This window comes from Lutibacter sp. B1 (assembly GCF_012524075.1).
Lineage (GTDB): Bacteria > Bacteroidota > Bacteroidia > Flavobacteriales > Flavobacteriaceae > Lutibacter.
Map to the genome: position 1 here is coordinate 101,977 of NZ_JAAZUI010000003.1, position 20,977 is coordinate 122,953.

Genomic DNA, 20,977 nt, shown 5'->3' on the forward strand with positions numbered 1-20,977 from the left:
CTTACTAAAATGTAGGGTTTACTTAGTTCTTTCTTTCTTTTTTTAAACTTTTGAATATGTTAAAAATAGTGTATGTTTTTTGTATAGGTTGGTTTTGGTAATCCATGGAATTTTAGGGTTATATTTATTAAAACTTAATTTAATCACTATATGAGACTACATATTTTATCAATTTTATTATTTTTTGCGAGTATAATTGCATATTCTCAAAATTATGAAATAAAAGGAAATGTATTAGATGCAAGTGGCGCCCCTTTACCAGGTGTTTCCATAATTGTAAAAAATACAACAAAAGGTATCACTACCGATTTTGATGGAAATTTCAGTTTACCAAACGTTCAAATAGGAGAAACATTGGTTTTCTCGTATGTTGGATTTACTACTAAAGAAGTTGTAGTAAGCGATTCTAATTTTTTGAATATTACACTTATTGAGGATTTACAAAGCCTAGATGAAGTTGTAGTAGTTGGGTATGGTACCCAGAAAAAAAGAGAAGTAACAGGAGCGGTATCTGTAGTTGGATCTGAAACATTGGAAACACTAAAGCCTGTTAAAATGGAACAAGCTTTGCAAGGTACTGTGTCGGGTGTAAATGTTACAACTACTTCAGGTGCACCTGGAGCAGACATTAGTATTCGTATTAGAGGTATTGCTACAAATGGTGATAACAAACCTCTTACCATTATTGACGGATATATTGGAGAACTGGCTTTACTAAATCCTAATGATGTTGAAACCATTACTGTTTTAAAAGATGCTCAAGCAGCCATTTATGGATCTACAGCCGCAAATGGTGTTATTTTAATCACAACTAAAATGGGTAAAAAGAATGCAAAAGCAAAAATTTCGTACAATACTTATTTTGGTTTGCAAGAAACTTCAAAAAAATTAAATGTTTTAAACGCTACTGAATATGCAGCTTTATTGAATGAAAGCTATGTAAGTGGTGGAAAGCAAATTCCTTATCCGGATTTAACGGGAATTGGAAGAGGAACAGACTGGCAAGATGAAGTTCTTGAAGAAAATGTTCCTATTATAAGCCACGATTTATCAATTTCCGGTGGTTCTGAAAAAATTACATATTTAGTAAGTGGTTCACATTTAGATCAAGAAGGTATTATTGGAAAGAAAAAATCAGGATTTTTAAGAAATACAGCCAGAATATCTTTAGGCGCTGAACTTTCTGATAATTTAAAATTAAAAACAAATGTTATTTATACGTATTTTAATAGAAAAACATTACCTGAAGGCGGTAATGCATCAGTTTTATTAAATGCGGTTAACAGCCCGTCTACACTAACGCCTTATGATGCTAATGGCGATTATACAGTATTCCCGATTGGAAATTTAGGAAACGAAATGATTAATCCGTTGGCGCAAATTGCAAATACTTATAATGACTATAATTTCAAAAAAATTAGTGGAAATTTTGGTTTGGATTATACCATATTTGAAGGTTTGGTTTTATCAAGTTCAATTGGTTTTAACACTTCAAATAGTGAAGGAAAAAGTTTTGCCAAAATTGTTGATTACGGAGGAAAAGTTTTTGATGTTGCGAGAAGTTCAGTTAATCAAAATACTGAAAATGCTAATGATTATTCGTTTGATATTTATGCAACCTATACAAAAGAAATTAGCGACCATAAAATTGTAGGAACAATTGGTAATACCATTTTTAAAGAATGGGGAAATCATTTAGAAGCAAATGGCTTCGATGTGCCAAATAATACTTGGAAAAATGCCGATATTTCTTTAACAACCGGAGCACCTGCTGAAGGTATTATTCCTGTTTCCTCATGGAATTGGGATGAAAGAAAACTTTCATATTTTGCAAGACTGCAATACGATTTTAAAGGAAAATATTTGTTGTCTGCAATGATTAGAAGAGATGCTTCAACAAAATTTGGACCAGGAAATAAAGTAGGTTATTTTCCATCATTTACAGCTGGTTGGATTGTATCTGATGAAAATTTCTTTGGAGAATCTAATATAGTTAGTTTCTTAAAGTTAAGAGGTAGTTATGGTACTTTAGGGAATGATAGAATTCCAACTAATGGATATATTTCTCAATTATCAGGTGAGGCAACGTATGTTTTTGACGGATCGTTAATTAATGGTGTAGCAACAGGTCAAATTCCTAATCCAAACTTAAAATGGGAAGAAGCAAGAAAATTTGATGTTGGTATAGATATGAAATTATTCAATGACAAAGTTAGTATTATAGCAGATTATTTTATAGATACAAGAGAAGATTTGTTAATACCTTATATACCGGTTTCAGGAATTTTAGGACCTGGAGCTCCGGGAGCTGCTTCTCCTACTATTAATGCAGGAACAGTTGAAAATAAAGGGTTTGAATTTTCAGTAGATTATAAAAATAATTTCTCTGACGATTTTTCAATGAATATTGGTTACAATGTAACGTTTCTTAAAAATGAAGTCACCGAAATTAATGGAACAGACTTTATTGAAGGTGGAGTTTTTGGAATTTCACAACCGGCACCATCCAGAATGGAAGTTGGTGAGCCAATAGGCTATTTTTATGGTTACAAAACAGATGGAATTTTTCAAAACCAAGATGAAGTTGATGCACATCCTTCACAAATTGCTTTAGGAGCCGAATCGGCACCGGGTGATTTTAGATATGTTGATACCAATAACGATGGTGTAATAGATGTTAACGATAGAACCAACATTGGTGATCCAATTCCGGATGCAACAATGGGCTTAAACTTACAATTCAATTATAAAGCGTTAGATTTTTCTATGTACACTTTTGCTTCCGTAGGCAATGATATGGTTAGAAATTATGAAAGTATTTATCCGGATGCTAATAATTTAAATTATGTTTTAGATAGATGGACAGGTGAAGGAACAAGTAATAAAACACCTAGAGTTACTACAGCAGCATCAGTTAATAATGTTTTTTCTGAATATTATGTTGAAGACGCATCTTATGTAAGAATACAAAACATACAATTAGGATATACTATAAATCCTGTTTTTCTTGAAAAATCAGGAGTTGATAAATTAAGGTTATACGCAAGTATAAACAACCTGTATACATTTACAAAATATAAAGGTTTTGATCCGGGAGCTTCTAGTGGAGATCCAATTGGAGGTGGAATCGATGATGGTTTTTACCCAATTCCAAGAACTTATATGGTAGGTTTAAACATTAATTTTTAATACGTAATTAAAATGAAAAAATATTTATATAATACTATAATTGTAACAGTGTTATTAGCAATTACAATTTCATGTACCGATGATTTTGTTGAACGCCCTGTTGAATATTCTATTGATTCTGAAAATTATTTCAATTCAAAAGAAGAATATGAAAGCGCATTAATTGGTGCTTATGACCTTTTACAATCTACTGCAATCAATGTCTTAATGTCAGAAATTGCATCAGATAATTCTTTATGTGGTGGAAATAGCCCAACAGATGTTCCAGCATATCAACAAATTGATGATATGATTCATACTCCGGTAAATGACATGCTTAAAAAATCATGGGATTTTATGTTTGCAGGTGTTCAAAGATGTAATTACATTCTTGAATTTAAAGATAAAACTGATTTTGAAGGTAAAGATCAAATAATTGCCGAAACACGTTTTCTTAGAGCATACTATCATTTTGAATTGGTAAAATGGTTTGGAGGTATTCCAATGAAAGAAAACGCAAGATTTACTCCTGGAGATGAAACTTCAATTCCGCGTTCATCAGTATCAGAAGTATATGCTTCTATTTATGAAGATTTAAATTATGCTTCCGAACATTTAAGTGCAACTCCATCGCAAGAAGGTAGGGCTACAAAAGGTGCTGCTTTAGCATTACTAGGAAAAGCTTATTTATATGAAGCCTCTTATACAGATCAATCAGAGAAATACAAATTAGCCGCTTCTGCATTACAAAAAGTAATTAATAGTGGAGACTATATGTTAGTATCTGATTTTGGAGAAATTTGGGAAATGGATGGTGAAAACGGTCCTGAGTCTGTATTTGAAGTTCAATATACTGATGTTGAAGGTGCAAGTTATGGACAAGAACAATACTTTGAAGGAAATGTAATGGTAGGTTATAGTGGTCCTTATGGATATGAAGGTCCATTGTTTACTTCAGGAAACAATTTTAACCTACCGGTACAAGAAGTTGTAGATGCTTTTGAAGAGGGTGATTTAAGAAAGGATGTAACCATTTTAGATATGATATCTTGGATGGCAGAAACAGGAGCAACGTACACTATACAACATGAAAACACTTTCTATTTCAACAGAAAGTACATTCCAAGAAAAAGAAGTGAAAATGCAGCACTCGATTTAAAATTAACAAACCCGAATAATTATAGAGCTATTCGATATTCAGATGTGTTATTAATGGCTGCAGAGGCTTACAGCAAATCTGGAAATGATGGAAAGGCAACAGAATATTTAAATCAAGTAAGAGATAGAGCCTTTGGTGATCAAAATCACAGAATAACATACTCTGGATCAAATTTATACAATGCGATATTAGCAGAGAGAAGAGTTGAGTTTGCAGGAGAAGGGCTTCGTTTCTTTGATTTGGTTAGAACAGGTAGAGCCGTTCAAGAAATAGATGGTTTTATGGCTAATAAAAATGAATTATTCCCAATTCCATTAGAAGAAATTCAATTCTCAAACGGTAATTGGAGTCAAAATCCAGGGTATTAAAATAAATGAATATTATGAAAACATTAAAATATTTTTTATCGATTTTTATTCTTATTTCAGCAGTTTTAAGTTGTAATGAGGATGAACTTGGCAGTACTGATTTTGTGGACTCAGTTGTGGCTCCAACAAATGTAACGGTTGTATTTGATATTACGCAAGATAATACAGGTTTAGTAACAATAACACCTAATAGTGAAGGAGCAGTTAGTTATGATATTTATTTTGGAGACGACACAAGTGATCCTGTAAATGTGAAGCAAGGTAAAAATATAACACATATTTATGCAGAAGGTAATTATGAAGTAAAAGTTATTGCTGCAGGAATTACAGGATTAAAAACTGAAATTACACAACCATTAACAGTTTCATTCAAAGCTCCTGAAAATTTAGTTGTAACCATTGAAAATGATGCTGCAATTTCAAAACAAGTAAACGTTACAGCAACTGCTGATTTTGCAACAACATTTGATGTATATTTTGGTGAAGAAGGAAACGATGATCCTGTTGCGGCAAATATTGGTGAAACTGTAAGTTATATTTATGCAGAACCTGGTATATATACAATTAAAGTTGTAGCTAAAGGTGGAGCAATTGAAACTACCGAATATATTGTTGAAAATTTTGAAGTAACCGCAATTTTACAACCACTCATGAAAGCTCCAACACCTCCAACTAGAAATGAGACTGACGTAGTTTCAATATTTAGTGATAAATACACAAATATAACAGTAAATGAATGGAATCCTGGTTGGGGACAATCTACGGTTTTATCTTCTTTTGATGTTGATGGAGATAACATTTTAAAATATGATTATTTAAATTATACAGGAATAGTAACTGATTATGATAACCCAACAGATCTTTCAACTATGGAATATATTCATTTTGATTATTGGACAAATGATGCTGAAAGTATTGGATTTAAAATTGTAAATACAAATCAAGCTGATGGTTCACCGGAAAAAGAATCAGAAATAACTATTTCCGAAATTACAGAAGGAGAATGGGTAAGTGTTGAAATTCCATTAACCGATTTTACCACAAACATGTCTGAAATAACACAAATGTTGTTTGTTTCCAATGGAGTAACTGTATTTATTGATAATTTATATTTCTATAAAGCTCCTTCAGGTGTTATGAAATTAATGATAGAAGATTTTGAAGGAACAGCTCCAACATTTACTGATTTTGGAAATGCCGGCGTACAAGTTATAAGCAATCCGGATATTTCTGGAAAAAATACCTCAGCTACTGTAGCACAATTTACAAAACCATCAGGAGCTGACACATGGGCAGGTTCATATTTTGAAGTAGCAACTGCACTAGAATTAAGCACATATAGTAATATAAGTGTTAAAACATGGTCGCCAAAAGTTGGTGCTGTAGTGAAGCTTAAATTAGAAAATTCTGACGCAAGTATAGTTTATGAAGTAGACATGAATACAACAGTTGCAAATGAATGGGAAGAATTAGTTTACGATTTTAGTGAAGCTCCTGTTGCAGACTATGTTAGAGTTGTAATTTTCTTTGATTTTGGAAATTCAGGAGATGATACTGTTTATTATTATGATGAAGTTCAACTAGTAAGTTCAGGAGGAGAAATTACTCCTTTAACAGGGACTTGGAAACTTGCACCTGAAGCATATGCTTTTAAAGTAGGGCCTGCACCTGAGTCAGGTGAATGGTGGGCTAGTAGTGCTGATGATGTAACTGCCCGAGCTTGCCTATTTGATGACACCTATGTTTTTGGTACAGATGGTTCATTTACCAATGTTTTAGGTACTGATACATGGTTAGAAGCCTGGCAAGGTGTTGCAGCTGATGGTTGTGGTACACCAATAGCTCCTCACGATGGATCTAATCCTGCAACGTATTCATATGATTCAAATGCAGGAACTGTAACTCTTAATGGAATTGGAGCTTATTTAGTGCTATCAAAAGCAAATAATGAAGGAGAATTACCTAATGTACCTGTGCCGGATTCAATTACATACAATGTTACATTTTCAGATAATGATAATACTATGACAGTTGTTATTGAAATTGGTGCAGGTTCAGGAACTTTTTGGACATATAAACTTGTAAAGGCATAATGCAGATTGCTTTTAATAATAGGTAGTAATTAAAATATATAAAAATGAAAAATATAAAATATTTAATTGGTCTTTTTCTAACACTTACTTTTATTGTAAGTTGTGAAGATGATGACTACAAATTTGGAGACATTGTGACTCCCTCAAATGTTCAAGTAACTGCTGAAATTGTTGGGCAGGACCTAAGTGACCCAGAGTTATTATATGGTGATGGGGCTGGTTTTGTTACATTTGAAGCTACAGCTGATAATGTTATTAGTTACAGTTTTAATTTTGGCGATGGTTATGTTGAAGTTGCACCCTCAGGAAAAATTACCCATAGATATACAAAAGTAGGGGTTAATACATTCACTGTTATTGTTAGTGCAATTGGTACAGGAGGAGTTTCTTCTACTACTTCAATAGATGTTGAAGTTTATAGTTCTTTTACAGATGTAGAAGCCGAAGATTTATTAAGTGGAGGTATTATAGGCGAAGGTAAAACTTGGTATTGGGCAGCTGATTTACCATTACATGTAGGTATGGGCCCTGTATCAGATGATTATGGCTCACTTGATTTTGCTTGGCCAAATTGGTGGAATGCGATTCAACCTTGGGATGATGAAAAAGGATGTATGTATACTAATGAATTTGTATTTACCAAAACTGAAAATGGAATTACATTTGAACAAACTACCGGACCAGCATTTATTCCGGGTACTTATGCCGGTATTCTTGGTGTTGACGGCGATACTTGTCATGATGAAACTGTAGCTACTACGATGTTTGGAGTTAAAAATGTTTCTATGTTCCCTTCTTCATCTAAAGCGGCATTAGAAGGACTTTATTATGATGAAACACCATATAGACAAACGGCATTTGAAATATCTGATGGTGGATTTATGGGATGGTATGTGGGCTCAAGTACGTATGATATTATTACAATTACTGAAGATTATCTGCAAGTTAGAATTGAAGAAGCTGGAGGTGGAGCTGCTTGGTACCAATTATTTACTTCAACAAAACCAGTACAAGATGAAGGATTTACTGAATTAGCTTGGGCTGATGAATTTGATACAGATGGAGCTCCTGATGCTACAAAATGGACTTACGATCTTGGTGCCGGTGGCTGGGGAAATAATGAAGCTCAAACATATACAGATGATGCAGCAAATGTAATTATAGCAGATGGAGTTTTAAAAATAACTGCAAAAGCTGAAGGTGATTCTTATACTTCTGCAAGACTAAAAACACAAGGATTATACAGCTTTACTTACGGTAGAGTTGATGTGAGAGCAAAATTACCATCAGTTGCTGGCACTTGGCCGGCAATTTGGATGTTAGGTGATAGTTTTGATTCTGTTGGATGGCCTAAAAGTGGAGAGATTGACATCATGGAACAAACAGGAGCCGATAAAAATACAGTTGGAGCAACATGTCATTGGTTTGATGAAGTGAATTCAGTTGCTGCAAATTATGGATTAACAACTAGTGTAGCTAATGCATCAACCGAGTTCCACGTATATTCGTTAGAATGGACTGAAGAATCTATCAAAGTATTTGTTGATGATGTTAAGTATTACGAGATGACAAATAGTGAGGCTTTACCATTTAATGCAGATTTCTTCTTGATTCTTAATGTTGCAATGGGCGGAAGTTTAGGCGGAGATATTGATCCTGCATTTACAGAAGATTACATGGAAGTAGATTATGTAAGAGTATATCAGTAAAAAAAATAATAAAAGCAGTATAATTTTATACTGCTTTTATTCATAATTAAATATTTATGAAGAAAGTAATTTCAGCATTTTTAATATGCACAGTAGTCTTTTTGGTTAGTTGTAACCAAAATGTAAATTTAGAAGGCGCAAAAGAAGTGTCAATTTCAAAAAAAGTTGATTCCATATTAGCTTTAATGACCTTACAAGAAAAAATAGGTCAAATGAACCAGTATAATGGTTTTTGGGACGTTACTGGCCCAACACCTAAAGAAGGTGATGCAGCTCATAAATATGAGCATTTAAAAAGCGGTTTGGTGGGGTCTATGCTAAATGTTAGAGGTGTTGAAGAGGTCACAAAAGTTCAAAAAATCGCAGTAGAAGAAACCAGATTGGGAATTCCTTTAATTATAGGTTTTGATGTGATTCATGGTTATAAAACATTAAGTCCAATTCCTTTAGCAGAAGCAGCTAGTTGGGATTTGGAAGTTATTAAAAATTCTGCAGCAGTTGCTGCGAAAGAGGCAGCAGCCAATGGTATCAATTGGACTTTTGCTCCTATGGTTGATATTTCAAGAGATGCACGTTGGGGAAGAGTTATGGAAGGTGCAGGTGAAGACCCGTTTTTAGGCAGTAAAATAGCATACGCCAGAGTTAAAGGTTTTCAAGGAGAAGATCTTTCAGCAGTAAATACAATTGCAGCTTGTTCTAAACATTTTGCAGGGTATGGTTTTGCAGAAGCAGGTAAAGATTACAACACCGTTGATGTAAGTTTATCAACTTTATACAATACCATTTTACCGCCGTTTAAAGCAACGATTGATGCCGATGTTAAAACGTTTATGAATTCATTTAACGAGTTAGCGGGAATTCCTGCAACAGGAAATAAATTTTTACAAAGAGATGTGTTAAAAGGAGATTGGAATTATAAAGGCTTTGTAGTTTCAGATTGGGGCTCAATAGCAGAAATGATTCCTCATGGATATGCCAAAGATGGTAAACAAGCTGCTGAATTAGCTGTAAATGCCGGATCTGATATGGATATGGAGTCATATCTATATGTAAATCACATAGAAGCATTGGTTAAAGAAGGAAAAGTTAATGAAAAATTAATTGATGATGCTGTAAAACGCATTTTAACAGTTAAGTTTGAATTAGGTTTATTTGATGATCCATACAAATACTGTGATTTAGAAAGAGAGAAACTGGTAACAGGAAGCAAAGAAATTAATGATGCTGTTTTAGATATGGCTAAAAAGTCTATTGTTTTATTAAAAAATGAAAAACAATTGCTTCCTCTTAAAAAAGAAGGTTTAAAAATTGCTTTAATAGGACCTTTAGCGAATGATAAAAACAGTCCGCTCGGAAGTTGGCGTATTGGAGCTGATGATAATACGGCAGTTTCGGTTTTAGAAGGTTTACAAGCTTATTCCGGCAACAAAATAACATTTAGTAAAGGTGTTGAACTTGTTAACGGAGAAACTATTTTTGGAATGGAAACTTCTATCAATACAACAGACAGAACTGGGTTTAAAGAAGCGATTGCAACAGCAAAAAATAACGATGTTGTTGTTATGGTTTTAGGTGAATATTCGTACCAAACAGGAGAAGGCAGAAGCAGAGCTTCTTTAGATTTACCGGGACTTCAGCAAGAGTTGTTAGAAGAGATTTACAAAGTAAATAAAAACATTGTTTTGGTGTTAATGAATGGTCGTCCGTTGGCAATTAATTGGGCAAATGATAACCTTCCTTCAATTATTGAAGCGTGGCATTTAGGTACACAAAGTGGTAATGCAATAGCTCAGGTTTTATATGGCGATTACAACCCAAGTGGAAAATTACCAATGACTTTCCCAAAAAGTGTAGGACAAGTGCCAATTTATTACAATCATAAAAATACAGGAAGACCAACTATTCCTGGTCCAAATCAGGTTTTTTGGTCGCATTATATTGATGAAACTAACCAACCTTTATATGAATTTGGCTACGGATTAAGTTACACTACCTTTAAGTACGAAAATTTAAAATTAAGTTCAACAACAGTTAATGAAGGTAATTCAATTGAAGTTTCGTTCACCTTAACAAATACAGGTAAATATGAAGGTAAAGAAGTTACTCAATTATATATAAGAGATTTATTTGGAAGTATAACTCGCCCTGTAAAAGAATTGAAAGATTTTAATATGGTTACATTAAAGCCTGGAGAATCAAAAACAGTTACGTTTACTATTACTAAAGAAATGCTTCAATTTTATACTGCAAATAACAAATGGGAGGTAGAGCCGGGAGATTTTAAAGTATATATTGGAGGAAGTTCTAATACTGTTTTAGAAGCAGATTTCACATTATAAATAAAGAAATATGAAAAAAATAGTGAGTATTGGTTTAGTATTGTTTGGTTTAATTTCTTGCAATAAAAATCCTCAACTTATTTGGGAAGAAAATTTTGACGGTACTACTTTAAATGAAGACGTATGGAATTTTGAACATGGCAACGGTTGCCCTGAAATTTGCGGATGGGGAAACAACGAGTTGCAATTTTATACCGAAACCAATCATACCGTAAAGGATGGTTTGTTAACTATTACAGCCAAGTTAGAAGATTCAGTTTATACTTCAACCCGAATTACTACAGCAGGAAAATTTGAGTTTCAATATGGTAAAATTGAAGTAAGAGCAAAATTACCTGTGGGCAAAGGGATATGGCCTGCATTTTGGATGTTGGGATCTAATATTAAAGAAGTTGGTTGGCCTAAAAGTGGAGAAATAGATATTTTGGAATATGTAGGAAAAGAACCGGGAATGGTGTTTACATCATTACATACTCAAGATAGTCATGGAAATACGATCAATACTAAAAAAACAGAATTTAAAAATATTGAAGAAGGTTTTCATTTGTATGCAGCAAATTGGACGAAAGATAAAATTGAGTTTTTTGTTGACAATCAGTTAGTTTATACGTTTGCTCCGGAAAACAAAACTGAAGCTGTTTGGCCGTTTAATCAACCTTTTTATGTGATAGTTAATATGGCAATTGGAGGTAATTTTGGAGGACAGGAAGTTGATAATGCTATATTTCCTCAAGAATTTGTATTAGATTATATTAAGGTTTATAGTAATTGATTTTTTTATTTTTTGCATAATAAAGCTCTAATTAGATACTCTTTTTAGGGCTTTATTTTTCCCTTTTTTATACATTAAGAAAAATTTAACACTGAGTTTGGCTGTTAAATCTGTTATTCAGAAATAGAATTAGTATTATTGCTTAATTTTGATAAATTCGTTAAAGAACAATCGAAATTTCAATATGAAAAAACTATTTTTATTTATATCTGCAATTCTTTTAACTGCTATAAGTTACTCTCAAATTCACGAGCCGGTAAAATGGTCAACGGATGTTGAAAAGGTTTCAGATACCGAATACAATTTACTTATAAAAGCTACAATTGAAGATAAATGGCATTTGTATTCTCAACATGTTCCTGAAGATGGGCCAATACCAACCAATTTTACTTTTGAAAAAAATGACGATTTTGATTTGATTGGAGAAACTTCTGAAGAAGAAGGCCATACAGTTGACGATCCTGTTTTTAATATGAAAATTAAGTATTTTGAAAACAAGGCAATTTTTAAACAACGTATTAAAGTTTTAAAAGAAGATTCATTTAAAATAAAAGGAGAAGTTGAATTTATGGTGTGTGATGATGCTCAATGTTTACCTCCAACATTTGTAGATTTAGAATTCCCAATTGGAGAAAAAGGAGCAGCTTCGGTAATTTCAATTATAAATGAAAATAAAACAGAAGTAACTGCAACTCCTGTAAATGACAAAAAACCCGATAAAGGTTTGTTAAGTATATTTATTATTGCATTTTTATCAGGTTTTGCGGCTTTGTTAACACCTTGTGTGTTTCCAATGATTCCTATGACGGTAAGTTTTTTTACCAAACAAAGCAAAACAAAAGCTGCCGGTATTAAAAATGCCATTATTTACGGTCTTTCCATAGTTGTAATTTATGTGGGTTTAGGAATTTTAATCAGTTTAATTTTTGGACCTAATGCGTTAAACGCACTATCAACCAATGTGTGGTTTAATATTATTTTCTTTTTACTGTTAGTTATTTTTGCTATTTCGTTTTTAGGAGCTTTTGAAATTGTGTTACCAAGCTCTTGGGGAACAAAAGTTGATAAACAAGCAGATAGAGGCGGATTGATTGGAATCTTTTTTATGGCTTTAGCTTTAGCGATTGTTTCTTTTTCGTGTACCGGACCAATTGTGGGTACTATTTTAGTTGAAGCGGCTGCAGGTGGCAATCAAATAGGACCTATTGTTGGCATGTTAGGTTTTTCATTGGCAATTGCAATACCTTTTGCGTTGTTTGCAGCATTTCCGGGTTGGTTAAATTCATTACCAAAATCCGGAGGATGGTTAAATACCGTAAAAGTGGTTTTAGGCTTTTTAGAATTGGCTTTAGCATTTAAATTTTTATCAAATGCCGATTTGGTTTTACAGTTACATTGGTTAGAACGTGAAGTATTTATAGCTATTTGGATTGCTATTTTTGGAACCTTAGCCTTTTATTTATTCGGTAAGATACAATTGCCGCACGATTCACCAAACGGACATATTTCAGTTGGCAGGTTATGTTTAGGTTTAATTTCTTTAACATTTACCATTTATATGATTCCCGGTTTGTGGGGAGCGCCGTTGAATTTAATTAGCGCATTTCCTCCTGCACAACATTACAGCGAGTCGCCTTATGGAGTTGGGTTTGCAAAATCCGGTAATGTATTATCTGTGAAAGAACATTCCGAAATTCCTGAAGGAGCACATATAATGGCTCCACACAATATTTTAGCTTTTAATGATTACGATAAAGGTTTGGCGTATGCTAAAAAAGTAAACAAACCTGTGCTTATTGATTTTACCGGACACGCGTGTGTAAATTGTAGAAAAATGGAACAAAATGTGTGGGCTAAAGATAAAGTGCTGAATGTTTTAAAAAACGAAGTTGTGTTAATATCTTTATATGTTGATGATAAACGTAAATTACCGGATGATGAAGAAATAGACTCTAAATTGCGTCCCGGGAAAAAACTAAGATACATTGGGCAAAAATGGAGTGAGTTTCAAACTATAAAATATGGAGCCAATGCGCAACCGTTTTATGTTTTAATGGATCATAATGAAGAAAATTTAATAAATCCTGTTGCGTACACACCGGATGTTGATGCGTATTACAACTGGTTAAAGCAGGGAATAGATAATTTTAAATAAAAGTGATTTTTATTGTTATTGATTCACTCTAGTTTTATAAATTGGGGTGAATCTTTTTTTAGTAATAGAAATGACATTAAAATGAGTTTTTTTTCAGAAAAAAATATAAAAAACACGCTCAATCAATCTTCAGAATTAGAAAATTACTTTCAGCAATTTAGAAAGCATATAGTTGGTGTAGGACAAGTATTTCAATCGCCATACGGAGAAAAAGAAATAATTTATACTGATTGGACTGCCAGCGGAAGATTGTACCGTCCTATTGAAGAAAAAATGCTGAATGCTTTTGGTCCTTTTGTTGCCAATACGCATACCGAAACTTCGATTACAGGATCGGTAATGACTATGGCTTATCATAAAGCACGAAATATTATTAAAAAGCATGTAAATGCCGGAGAAAATGATGTTTTAATTGCCGAAGGTACAGGAATGACAGGTGTTATAAATAAATTTCAACGTATTTTGGGTTTAAAAGTTTCAGAAAATTTAAAGAAGCATACTGTAATTCCTACTGAATTAAAACCTATTGTATTTATCACACACATGGAGCATCATTCTAACCAAACATCATGGCTGGAAACTATTGCTAATGTTGAAATTATACCGAATGATGAAACCGGATTGGTATGCTATAAAAGTTTTAAAAATTTACTTAAAAAATACAAGGACAGACCTATTAAAATTGCTTCTGTTACAGCCTGTTCAAATGTAACAGGAATAAAAACGGATTACTATAAAATAGCTAAAATGATTCATCATTTTGGCGGACTTTGTTTTGTTGATTTTGCCTGTTCGGCACCTTATGTTAAAATTAACATGCATCCAATTGATAAAGATGCTTATTTAGACGCTATATTCTTTTCTCCTCATAAATTTTTAGGAGGTCCGGGAACTTCAGGAGTATTGATTTTTAATAAGAAGTTGTATAAAAATATGGTTCCGGATAATCCTGGTGGTGGCACTGTAAGTTATACAAATCCTTGGGGTAATCACGATTATATTGATGATATTGAAACTCGTGAAGATGGTGGTACTCCCGGATTTTTACAAACTATAAAAGCAGCACTTTCAATTCAATTAAAAGAAGAAATGGGTGTTGAAAATATATTGGCTCGAGAACACGAAATTAACAACATTGTTTTTAATAAACTTTCTACAGTTTCTAATGTAAATATATTAGCAAATCAGCATAAAAACAGGTTAGGGATTTTTTCATTTTATATAAATGATGTTCATTATAATTTGGTAGTTAAACTTTTAAACGACAGATTTGGCATTCAAACAAGAGGCGGTTGCTCATGTGCGGGTACTTACGGTCATTATTTATTGCATGTAGATCAGCAAACATCAAAAAATATTGAAGATCAAATAATGGAAGGTTGTTTAATTGAACGTCCGGGATGGATTAGAATGTCTATCCACCCAACGTTAACCAACAAAGAAATTTTATATGTGTGCGAAAGCATAAAAAGTGTTGCTGAAAATTGGCAAAATTGGAAAGATGATTATAATTATGAACCTGTAAAAAATGAGTTTATACACAAAACAGCAAAACCGATAGAAAAAGAGATGGTTAATAATTGGTTTTAGTATAACTTATAAGAAAAAACTTTTTCTATATTTGGAAATCAAAAAATCAAAAATTTAATGGATAACTTCATATTCTTCCTTAAAGAAGGTCTTTACCATGTATTGGACTGGAATGCGTACGATCATATTTTATTCTTAATAGCATTAGCAGTAGTGTACGATTTTAAAAATTGGAAAAAAATATTGTGGCTAATAACTTTGTTTACAATAGGGCATACGCTTACGTTAATTTTATCTGCCTATAAAATAGTTTCAGTTAATTCAAGTTGGGTAGAATTTTTAATACCGGTAACAATTATTGTTACAGCTATTGTTAATATATTTTATGCAAAAAATGCTACAAAACAAACGAAAACAAATACCAATTTATTTTTTGCTCTATTTTTTGGATTGATACATGGTTTAGGGTTTTCAAGTTATTTTAAAATGTTGATAGGTAGTTCTAGCACTAAAATTATTCCGCTATTGGAATTTGCTTTGGGAATAGAAATAGCTCAAATTGTGATAGTGTTATTAGTATTGATTTTTGGATTTATTTTTCAAACTATATTTCGTTTTTCTAAAAGAGATTGGATTCTTATAACATCATCAATAGTAATAGGTGTAGTTATACCAATATTAAGAGGAGCAATTTTTTGGTAAAAAATTAACTTTGAATTTATAAGATTCTTATTACATTCGTAATTGTTGAAAAACTATGAATAAAAAACAGCTAAAATACGATAGAGCTTATATGAAAATGGCGTTGGAGTGGGCAAAATTGTCGTATTGTAAAAGAAGACAGGTTGGAGCTTTAATTGTAAAAGACAGAATGATAATTTCTGACGGATATAATGGCACTCCTACAGGTTTTGAAAACTGTTGTGAAGACGATAATAACTATACAAAATGGTATGTGTTGCATGCTGAAGCTAATGCAATTTTAAAAGTTGCAAGTTCAACACAATCTTGTAAAGATTCTACGTTATATATAACATTATCTCCCTGTAAAGAGTGTAGTAAATTGATACATCAATCCGGAATTAAAAGAGTAGTTTATGCAGACCAATATAAAGATACTGCAGGACTTGAATTTTTAGAGAAAGCAGGAGTAGAGTTAACATATCTTAAAAATTTAAAATGACAGAAAGAAAAACGAATTTACCATTAATTATAGGGATAGCTATTGCTATTGGAATTTTTATTGGAAGTACATTCAATTATAAAAATAAGTCTGTACTGTTTTCTTCTAATTCAAGCGAAGCTAAAATAAAACGACTAATTAATTACATACAGTACGATTATGTAGATAAAGTTGATACCGACAGCTTACTTGATGATGCTATTTCTAATATGCTGATAAAGTTAGATCCGCACTCAGTTTACATTCCAAAAGATGAATTAAAAAGGGTAACTGAGAGTATGGAAGGTAAATTTGTAGGTATTGGTGTTACATTTTTAATGCATGAAGATTCTGTTGCTGTAACAAGTGTTATTGAAGGAGGTCCAAGTGAAAAGGCCGGATTAAAAGCCGGAGACAGAATTATTGTTGCAAATAATGATACGTTGTTTGGTAAAAGTATCATAAAAAAAGCAGGAGTTACAGAGAATGAATTAAATACACCATTAGCGAATAGAAAAATAAGCGATGCTGTTATGAATTCATTAAAAGGCGAACCTGATACCGATGTTACTGTTTCGGTTTACAGACGCGCTACAAACGAAATTTTGAAATTTCCTATAACGAGAGATGAAGTCCCTATTAAAAGTGTTTCAGCATATTATATGATTAATAAATCGTTAGGATATATAAATATAGATCGTTTTGCCAGAACTACTTATGATGAATTTAAATTGGCCTTAGAGAAGCTAATTTCTGAAGGAATGACTTCTTTAGTACTCGATTTAAGAGGTAATCCGGGAGGTTTTATGGATATAGCCAACAATATAATTGATGAATTTTTAGAAGACGGAAAACTAATTGTTTTTACTAAAAATAAAAGTGGTGAAGTAGATAAATCTTTTGCTACCGGCAGAGGAGATTTTGAAAACGGAAAAGTGTATGTTTTAATCGACCAAAATTCAGCTTCAGCCAGTGAAATTGTTGCAGGTGCTTTACAAGATAACGATAAAGGAACTATAGTTGGACGAAGATCTTTTGGTAAAGGATTGGTTCAACAAGAAATGGATTTAGGTGATGGTTCTGCGGTTAGACTTACAACATCGCGCTATTATACACCTACAGGAAGATCAATTCAAAAACCATATATAGATAAAGACACAAAATCTTATAATATTGACAGGTTTCATAACGGAGAACTTATTTCGAAAGATAGTATTAAAGTAAATGACGAACTAAAATATACTACGCCAAAAGGAAAGGTAGTTTATGGTGGAGGTGGAATTATACCAGATGTTTTTGTGCCAATTGATACTTTAAATACGTATAGTACAAGATTATATGGTAGATTAAACGAGTTTATATTTAATTATATTGACGATAACAGAGAAGAAATAAGCAAATGGTCATTGGAAGATTTTGTGGATAATTTTGATACAGATGATAAAATATTCAATCAATATATTGATGAGTTAGACTTAAATTATCCAATTGCACCAAATTCAAGAAAAAATTTAAAATTATATTTTAACGCTATAATGGCCAGAAATTTGTTTGATGAAACCGGTTATTTTATGATTACTCAAAAAGAGGATAATATGATTTTAAAAGTGCTCGAATTAGAGAGTGCACAATAGCACTTGTAACAAATAATATGTTACACTATCTTTGAGCATTTAATTAATACCTATTTTGATAACCAATAAAAAAATATATTTTGCTTCCGACCAACATTTTGGTGCGCCAACTGTTGAGCAAAGTAAAATTAGAGAACAAAAGTTTATAAATTGGTTAGATTCTATTAAAAATGATGCCGATATCATTTTCCTGTTAGGTGATTTATTCGATTTTTGGTTCGAATATAAAACTGCTGTACCAAAAGGTTATGTACGTATTTTGGGAAAATTGGCCGAACTTAGAGACAGCGGCATTCAAATTCATTTTTTTGTTGGTAATCACGATCTTTGGATGAATGGTTATTTTGAGAAAGAACTTAATATTCCGGTGTATCATTCTCCAAAAGAATTTATTTTTGCCAATAAAACCTTTTTAATAGGCCATGGAGATGGTTTAGGGCCCGGAGATAAAGGGTACAAACGAATGAAAAAAGTATTTACCAATCCTTTTTCAAAATGGCTATATCGTTGGTTGCATCCTGATCTAGGTATAAAACTAGCACAACATCTTTCAGTAAAAAACAAATTAATTTCAGGAGAAGAAGATGTAAAATTTTTAGGCGAAGAAAACGAGTGGTTGGCACAATATTGCAGAAAAAAATTAACAGAAAAACATTACGATTATTTTGTGTTTGGACACAGGCATATGCCTTTAGAAATTGATATTTCAGAAAATGCAAAATATATTAATACAGGAGATTGGATAACCCATTTTACTTATGGCGTTTTTGATGGTACCGAATTGCTGTTAAAATCTTATTAAACCTTTCAAAATCCTTATATTTTAACCAATTTTTAACAAGAATTAAAAAAATAATTCTGCTATTTGCATTGTGTTATAAAGTATGTTAAATTCACGCGGTTTAAAACAAGAAAAAATGATAGAAGAAAACAATGTTCCGGTAGATATTAAGGCTATCAATGAAAAAATTGAAAAAGAAAGTGCTTTTGTTGATTTATTGATGATGGAAATGAACAAAGTAATTGTTGGTCAAAAGCATATGGTTGAACGATTACTTATAGGTTTGTTGGGAAATGGACACATTCTGCTAGAAGGTGTTCCGGGTTTAGCAAAAACATTAGCAATCAATACCTTATCAAGAGCAGTTCATGGTGATTTTAGTAGAATTCAGTTTACCCCTGATTTATTACCTGCAGATGTTATAGGTACTATGATTTATAGTGTAAAGGATAATGATTTTTCTATTAAAAAAGGACCCATTTTCGCAAACTTTGTATTAGCTGATGAGATTAACCGAGCTCCGGCAAAAGTACAATCTGCTTTGTTAGAGGCCATGCAAGAACGCCAAATTACAATTGGAGATACTACATTTAAATTAGACGAACCATTTTTAGTAATGGCAACTCAAAATCCTGTAGAGCAAGAAGGAACCTATCCGTTACCGGAAGCACAAGTTGACCGTTTTATGTTAAAAACCGTAATTGACTATCCAAAAATTGACGAAGAACAATTAATTATGCGTCAAAATTTAACTGGAAGTTATGGAAATGTAAATGCAGTAGCTTCGCTTGAACAAATAAAAAAAGCACGTGAAGCAGCAAAAGAAGTATATATGGATGAAAAAATCGAAAAATATATACTTGATATTGTTTTTGCTACACGTTACCCGGAAAAATACAACTTACCAGATTTAAAAGGATTGATAAGTTTTGGAGCTTCGCCTCGTGGTAGTATTAATTTAGCAATGGCTGCCAAATGCTACGCCTTTATTAAACGAAGAGGTTATGTTATTCCAGAAGATGTTAGAGCTGTTGTACACGATGTTTTACGTCATAGAATTGGAATTACCTATGAAGCTGAAGCTGAAAATATTACTTCCGAAGAAATTATCAATAAAATTGTAAATGAAGTAGAAGTACCTTAACAGTTCTTAGTTTTAAGTTTTCAGTGCACAGTTTTTAATATTCCGTGCCAACTGCTAACCGTTAACTGCTAACTGCCAACTGAATATATGGACACTAAAGAAATTCTAAAAAAAGTTCGAAAAATAGAGATTAAGACACGTCGCTTGTCTGATCATATTTTCTCAGGCGAATATCACAGTTCGTTTAAAGGACGAGGTATGACTTTCTCTGAAGTGCGACAGTATCAATATGGTGATGATGTAAGAGCAATAGATTGGAATGTTACCGCACGTTATAACGAGCCCTACGTAAAAGTATTTGAAGAAGAACGCGAACTTACAATGATGTTAATGGTTGATGTAAGCGGGTCAGAATTTTTTGGAACAACACAGCAGTTTAAACGCGATACAATTACTGAAATAGCAGCAACTTTAGCCTTTTCGGCAATTCAAAATAATGATAAAGTGGGCTTATTGTTATTTTCAGATGATGTTGAACTTTTTATTCCTCCAAAAAAAGGAAAAAGTCATGTACTTAGAATAATTAGAGAGTTAATTGAATTTCATCCAAAAAGCAGTAAAACTAACATTAATGAAGCGCTTAAATTCTTATCAAGTGTAATGAAGAAAAAAGCAATTGTTTTTGTGCTGTCAGATTTTATGGATGATCATTATGAGCATACATTAAAAATTGTAGGAAGAAAGCACGATATAACAGGCATAAGAATATATGATAAGCACGATACCTCAATTCCAAACTTAGGAATGGTCTCAATGTTAGATGCTGAAACCGGAAAAACAATACTTGTAAACACATCATCAAAAAAAGTTAGAAATAACTATAAAGCAAATTATTTAAGAATGGTTGATTATTACGAAAAATCGTTTAGTCATAGTGGTGCAGGAACAATTAGTTCTAGAATTGACGAAAGTTATGTAAAAAAATTATTAGGTTATTTTAAACATAAAGGAGCAAGGTAGTAA

At 32.4% G+C, this 20,977-nt stretch carries 14 protein-coding genes; all 14 read left to right on the forward strand.

Translation table 11 applies throughout. The features are described from left to right. Positions 1 to 150 precede the first annotated feature (150 nt). The 14 genes from HGB55_RS02785 (at position 151) to HGB55_RS02850 (ending at position 20,974) form a co-directional block, all read left to right on the forward strand. Entirely contained in the window at positions 151 to 3,189 is a 3,039-nt protein-coding gene (locus tag HGB55_RS02785; RefSeq protein ID WP_168814426.1) for a TonB-dependent receptor, read from the forward strand. A gap of 12 nt (positions 3,190 to 3,201) precedes the next feature. Further along, positions 3,202 to 4,695: a RagB/SusD family nutrient uptake outer membrane protein gene (locus HGB55_RS02790; RefSeq protein ID WP_168814428.1), complete on the forward strand. Its 1,494-nt coding sequence runs from the start codon at positions 3,202 to 3,204 to the stop codon at positions 4,693 to 4,695. Positions 4,696 to 4,709: 14 nt separating this feature from the next. Continuing rightward, positions 4,710 to 6,788, forward strand: coding sequence for a PKD domain protein (locus HGB55_RS02795; RefSeq protein ID WP_168814430.1), 2,079 nt, complete (start codon positions 4,710 to 4,712; stop codon positions 6,786 to 6,788). Positions 6,789 to 6,832: 44 nt separating this feature from the next. Beyond that, positions 6,833 to 8,497 (forward strand): family 16 glycosylhydrolase, encoded by a 1,665-nt coding sequence (locus HGB55_RS02800; RefSeq protein WP_168814432.1) that lies wholly within the window; start codon positions 6,833 to 6,835, stop codon positions 8,495 to 8,497. Between the two features lie 56 nt (positions 8,498 to 8,553). After that, positions 8,554 to 10,836, forward strand: coding sequence for a beta-glucosidase BglX (bglX, locus tag HGB55_RS02805; protein ID WP_168814434.1), 2,283 nt, complete (start codon positions 8,554 to 8,556; stop codon positions 10,834 to 10,836). Positions 10,837 to 10,846: 10 nt separating this feature from the next. Beyond that, positions 10,847 to 11,608 (forward strand): family 16 glycosylhydrolase, encoded by a 762-nt coding sequence (locus tag HGB55_RS02810; RefSeq protein WP_168814436.1) that lies wholly within the window; start codon positions 10,847 to 10,849, stop codon positions 11,606 to 11,608. Between the two features lie 184 nt (positions 11,609 to 11,792). Further along, positions 11,793 to 13,763, forward strand: coding sequence for a cytochrome c biogenesis protein CcdA (locus tag HGB55_RS02815; protein ID WP_168814458.1), 1,971 nt, complete (start codon positions 11,793 to 11,795; stop codon positions 13,761 to 13,763). Between the two features lie 81 nt (positions 13,764 to 13,844). After that, positions 13,845 to 15,353 carry an aminotransferase class V-fold PLP-dependent enzyme gene (locus tag HGB55_RS02820; RefSeq protein WP_168814460.1) on the forward strand — a complete coding sequence of 503 codons (1,509 nt, stop codon included), beginning with the start codon at positions 13,845 to 13,847 and terminating at the stop codon, positions 15,351 to 15,353. Positions 15,354 to 15,410: 57 nt separating this feature from the next. Further along, complete coding sequence (locus tag HGB55_RS02825; protein WP_168814462.1) at positions 15,411 to 15,995, forward strand: HupE/UreJ family protein; 585 nt, start codon at positions 15,411 to 15,413, stop codon at positions 15,993 to 15,995. A gap of 55 nt (positions 15,996 to 16,050) precedes the next feature. Continuing rightward, positions 16,051 to 16,476 carry a dCMP deaminase family protein gene (locus tag HGB55_RS02830; RefSeq protein WP_168814464.1) on the forward strand — a complete coding sequence of 142 codons (426 nt, stop codon included), beginning with the start codon at positions 16,051 to 16,053 and terminating at the stop codon, positions 16,474 to 16,476. Then, entirely contained in the window at positions 16,473 to 18,089 is a 1,617-nt protein-coding gene (locus HGB55_RS02835) for a S41 family peptidase (RefSeq protein ID WP_168814466.1), read from the forward strand. Before HGB55_RS02830 ends, HGB55_RS02835 begins: the two co-directional genes overlap by 4 nt. Before the next feature lie 55 nt (positions 18,090 to 18,144). Then, the gene (locus HGB55_RS02840) at positions 18,145 to 18,891 is read left to right on the forward strand and encodes a UDP-2,3-diacylglucosamine diphosphatase (protein ID WP_168814468.1); all 747 of its coding nucleotides are present in this window, start codon (positions 18,145 to 18,147) and stop codon (positions 18,889 to 18,891) included. 115 nt (positions 18,892 to 19,006) lie between these two features. Continuing rightward, a complete protein-coding gene (locus tag HGB55_RS02845) occupies positions 19,007 to 20,014 on the forward strand; it encodes a MoxR family ATPase (RefSeq protein WP_168814470.1) in 1,008 nt (335 codons plus the stop codon). Between the two features lie 87 nt (positions 20,015 to 20,101). Further along, positions 20,102 to 20,974 carry a DUF58 domain-containing protein gene (locus tag HGB55_RS02850; protein WP_168814472.1) on the forward strand — a complete coding sequence of 291 codons (873 nt, stop codon included), beginning with the start codon at positions 20,102 to 20,104 and terminating at the stop codon, positions 20,972 to 20,974. Positions 20,975 to 20,977: the final 3 nt, after the last annotated feature.

Excerpts from the sequence above, each read along its gene's own strand:
- HGB55_RS02785 (WP_168814426.1), top strand. The coding sequence starts at position 151 with ATGAGACTACATATTTTATCAATTTTATTATTTTTTGCGAGTATAATT.
- HGB55_RS02790 (WP_168814428.1), top strand. The coding sequence starts at position 3,202 with ATGAAAAAATATTTATATAATACTATAATTGTAACAGTGTTATTAGCA.
- HGB55_RS02795 (WP_168814430.1), top strand. The coding sequence starts at position 4,710 with ATGAAAACATTAAAATATTTTTTATCGATTTTTATTCTTATTTCAGCA.
- HGB55_RS02800 (WP_168814432.1), top strand. The coding sequence starts at position 6,833 with ATGAAAAATATAAAATATTTAATTGGTCTTTTTCTAACACTTACTTTT.
- bglX (WP_168814434.1), top strand. The coding sequence starts at position 8,554 with ATGAAGAAAGTAATTTCAGCATTTTTAATATGCACAGTAGTCTTTTTG.
- HGB55_RS02810 (WP_168814436.1), top strand. The coding sequence starts at position 10,847 with ATGAAAAAAATAGTGAGTATTGGTTTAGTATTGTTTGGTTTAATTTCT.
- HGB55_RS02815 (WP_168814458.1), top strand. The coding sequence starts at position 11,793 with ATGAAAAAACTATTTTTATTTATATCTGCAATTCTTTTAACTGCTATA.
- HGB55_RS02820 (WP_168814460.1), top strand. The coding sequence starts at position 13,845 with ATGAGTTTTTTTTCAGAAAAAAATATAAAAAACACGCTCAATCAATCT.
- HGB55_RS02825 (WP_168814462.1), top strand. The coding sequence starts at position 15,411 with ATGGATAACTTCATATTCTTCCTTAAAGAAGGTCTTTACCATGTATTG.
- HGB55_RS02830 (WP_168814464.1), top strand. The coding sequence starts at position 16,051 with ATGAATAAAAAACAGCTAAAATACGATAGAGCTTATATGAAAATGGCG.
- HGB55_RS02835 (WP_168814466.1), top strand. The coding sequence starts at position 16,473 with ATGACAGAAAGAAAAACGAATTTACCATTAATTATAGGGATAGCTATT.
- HGB55_RS02845 (WP_168814470.1), top strand. The coding sequence starts at position 19,007 with ATGATAGAAGAAAACAATGTTCCGGTAGATATTAAGGCTATCAATGAA.
- HGB55_RS02850 (WP_168814472.1), top strand. The coding sequence starts at position 20,102 with ATGGACACTAAAGAAATTCTAAAAAAAGTTCGAAAAATAGAGATTAAG.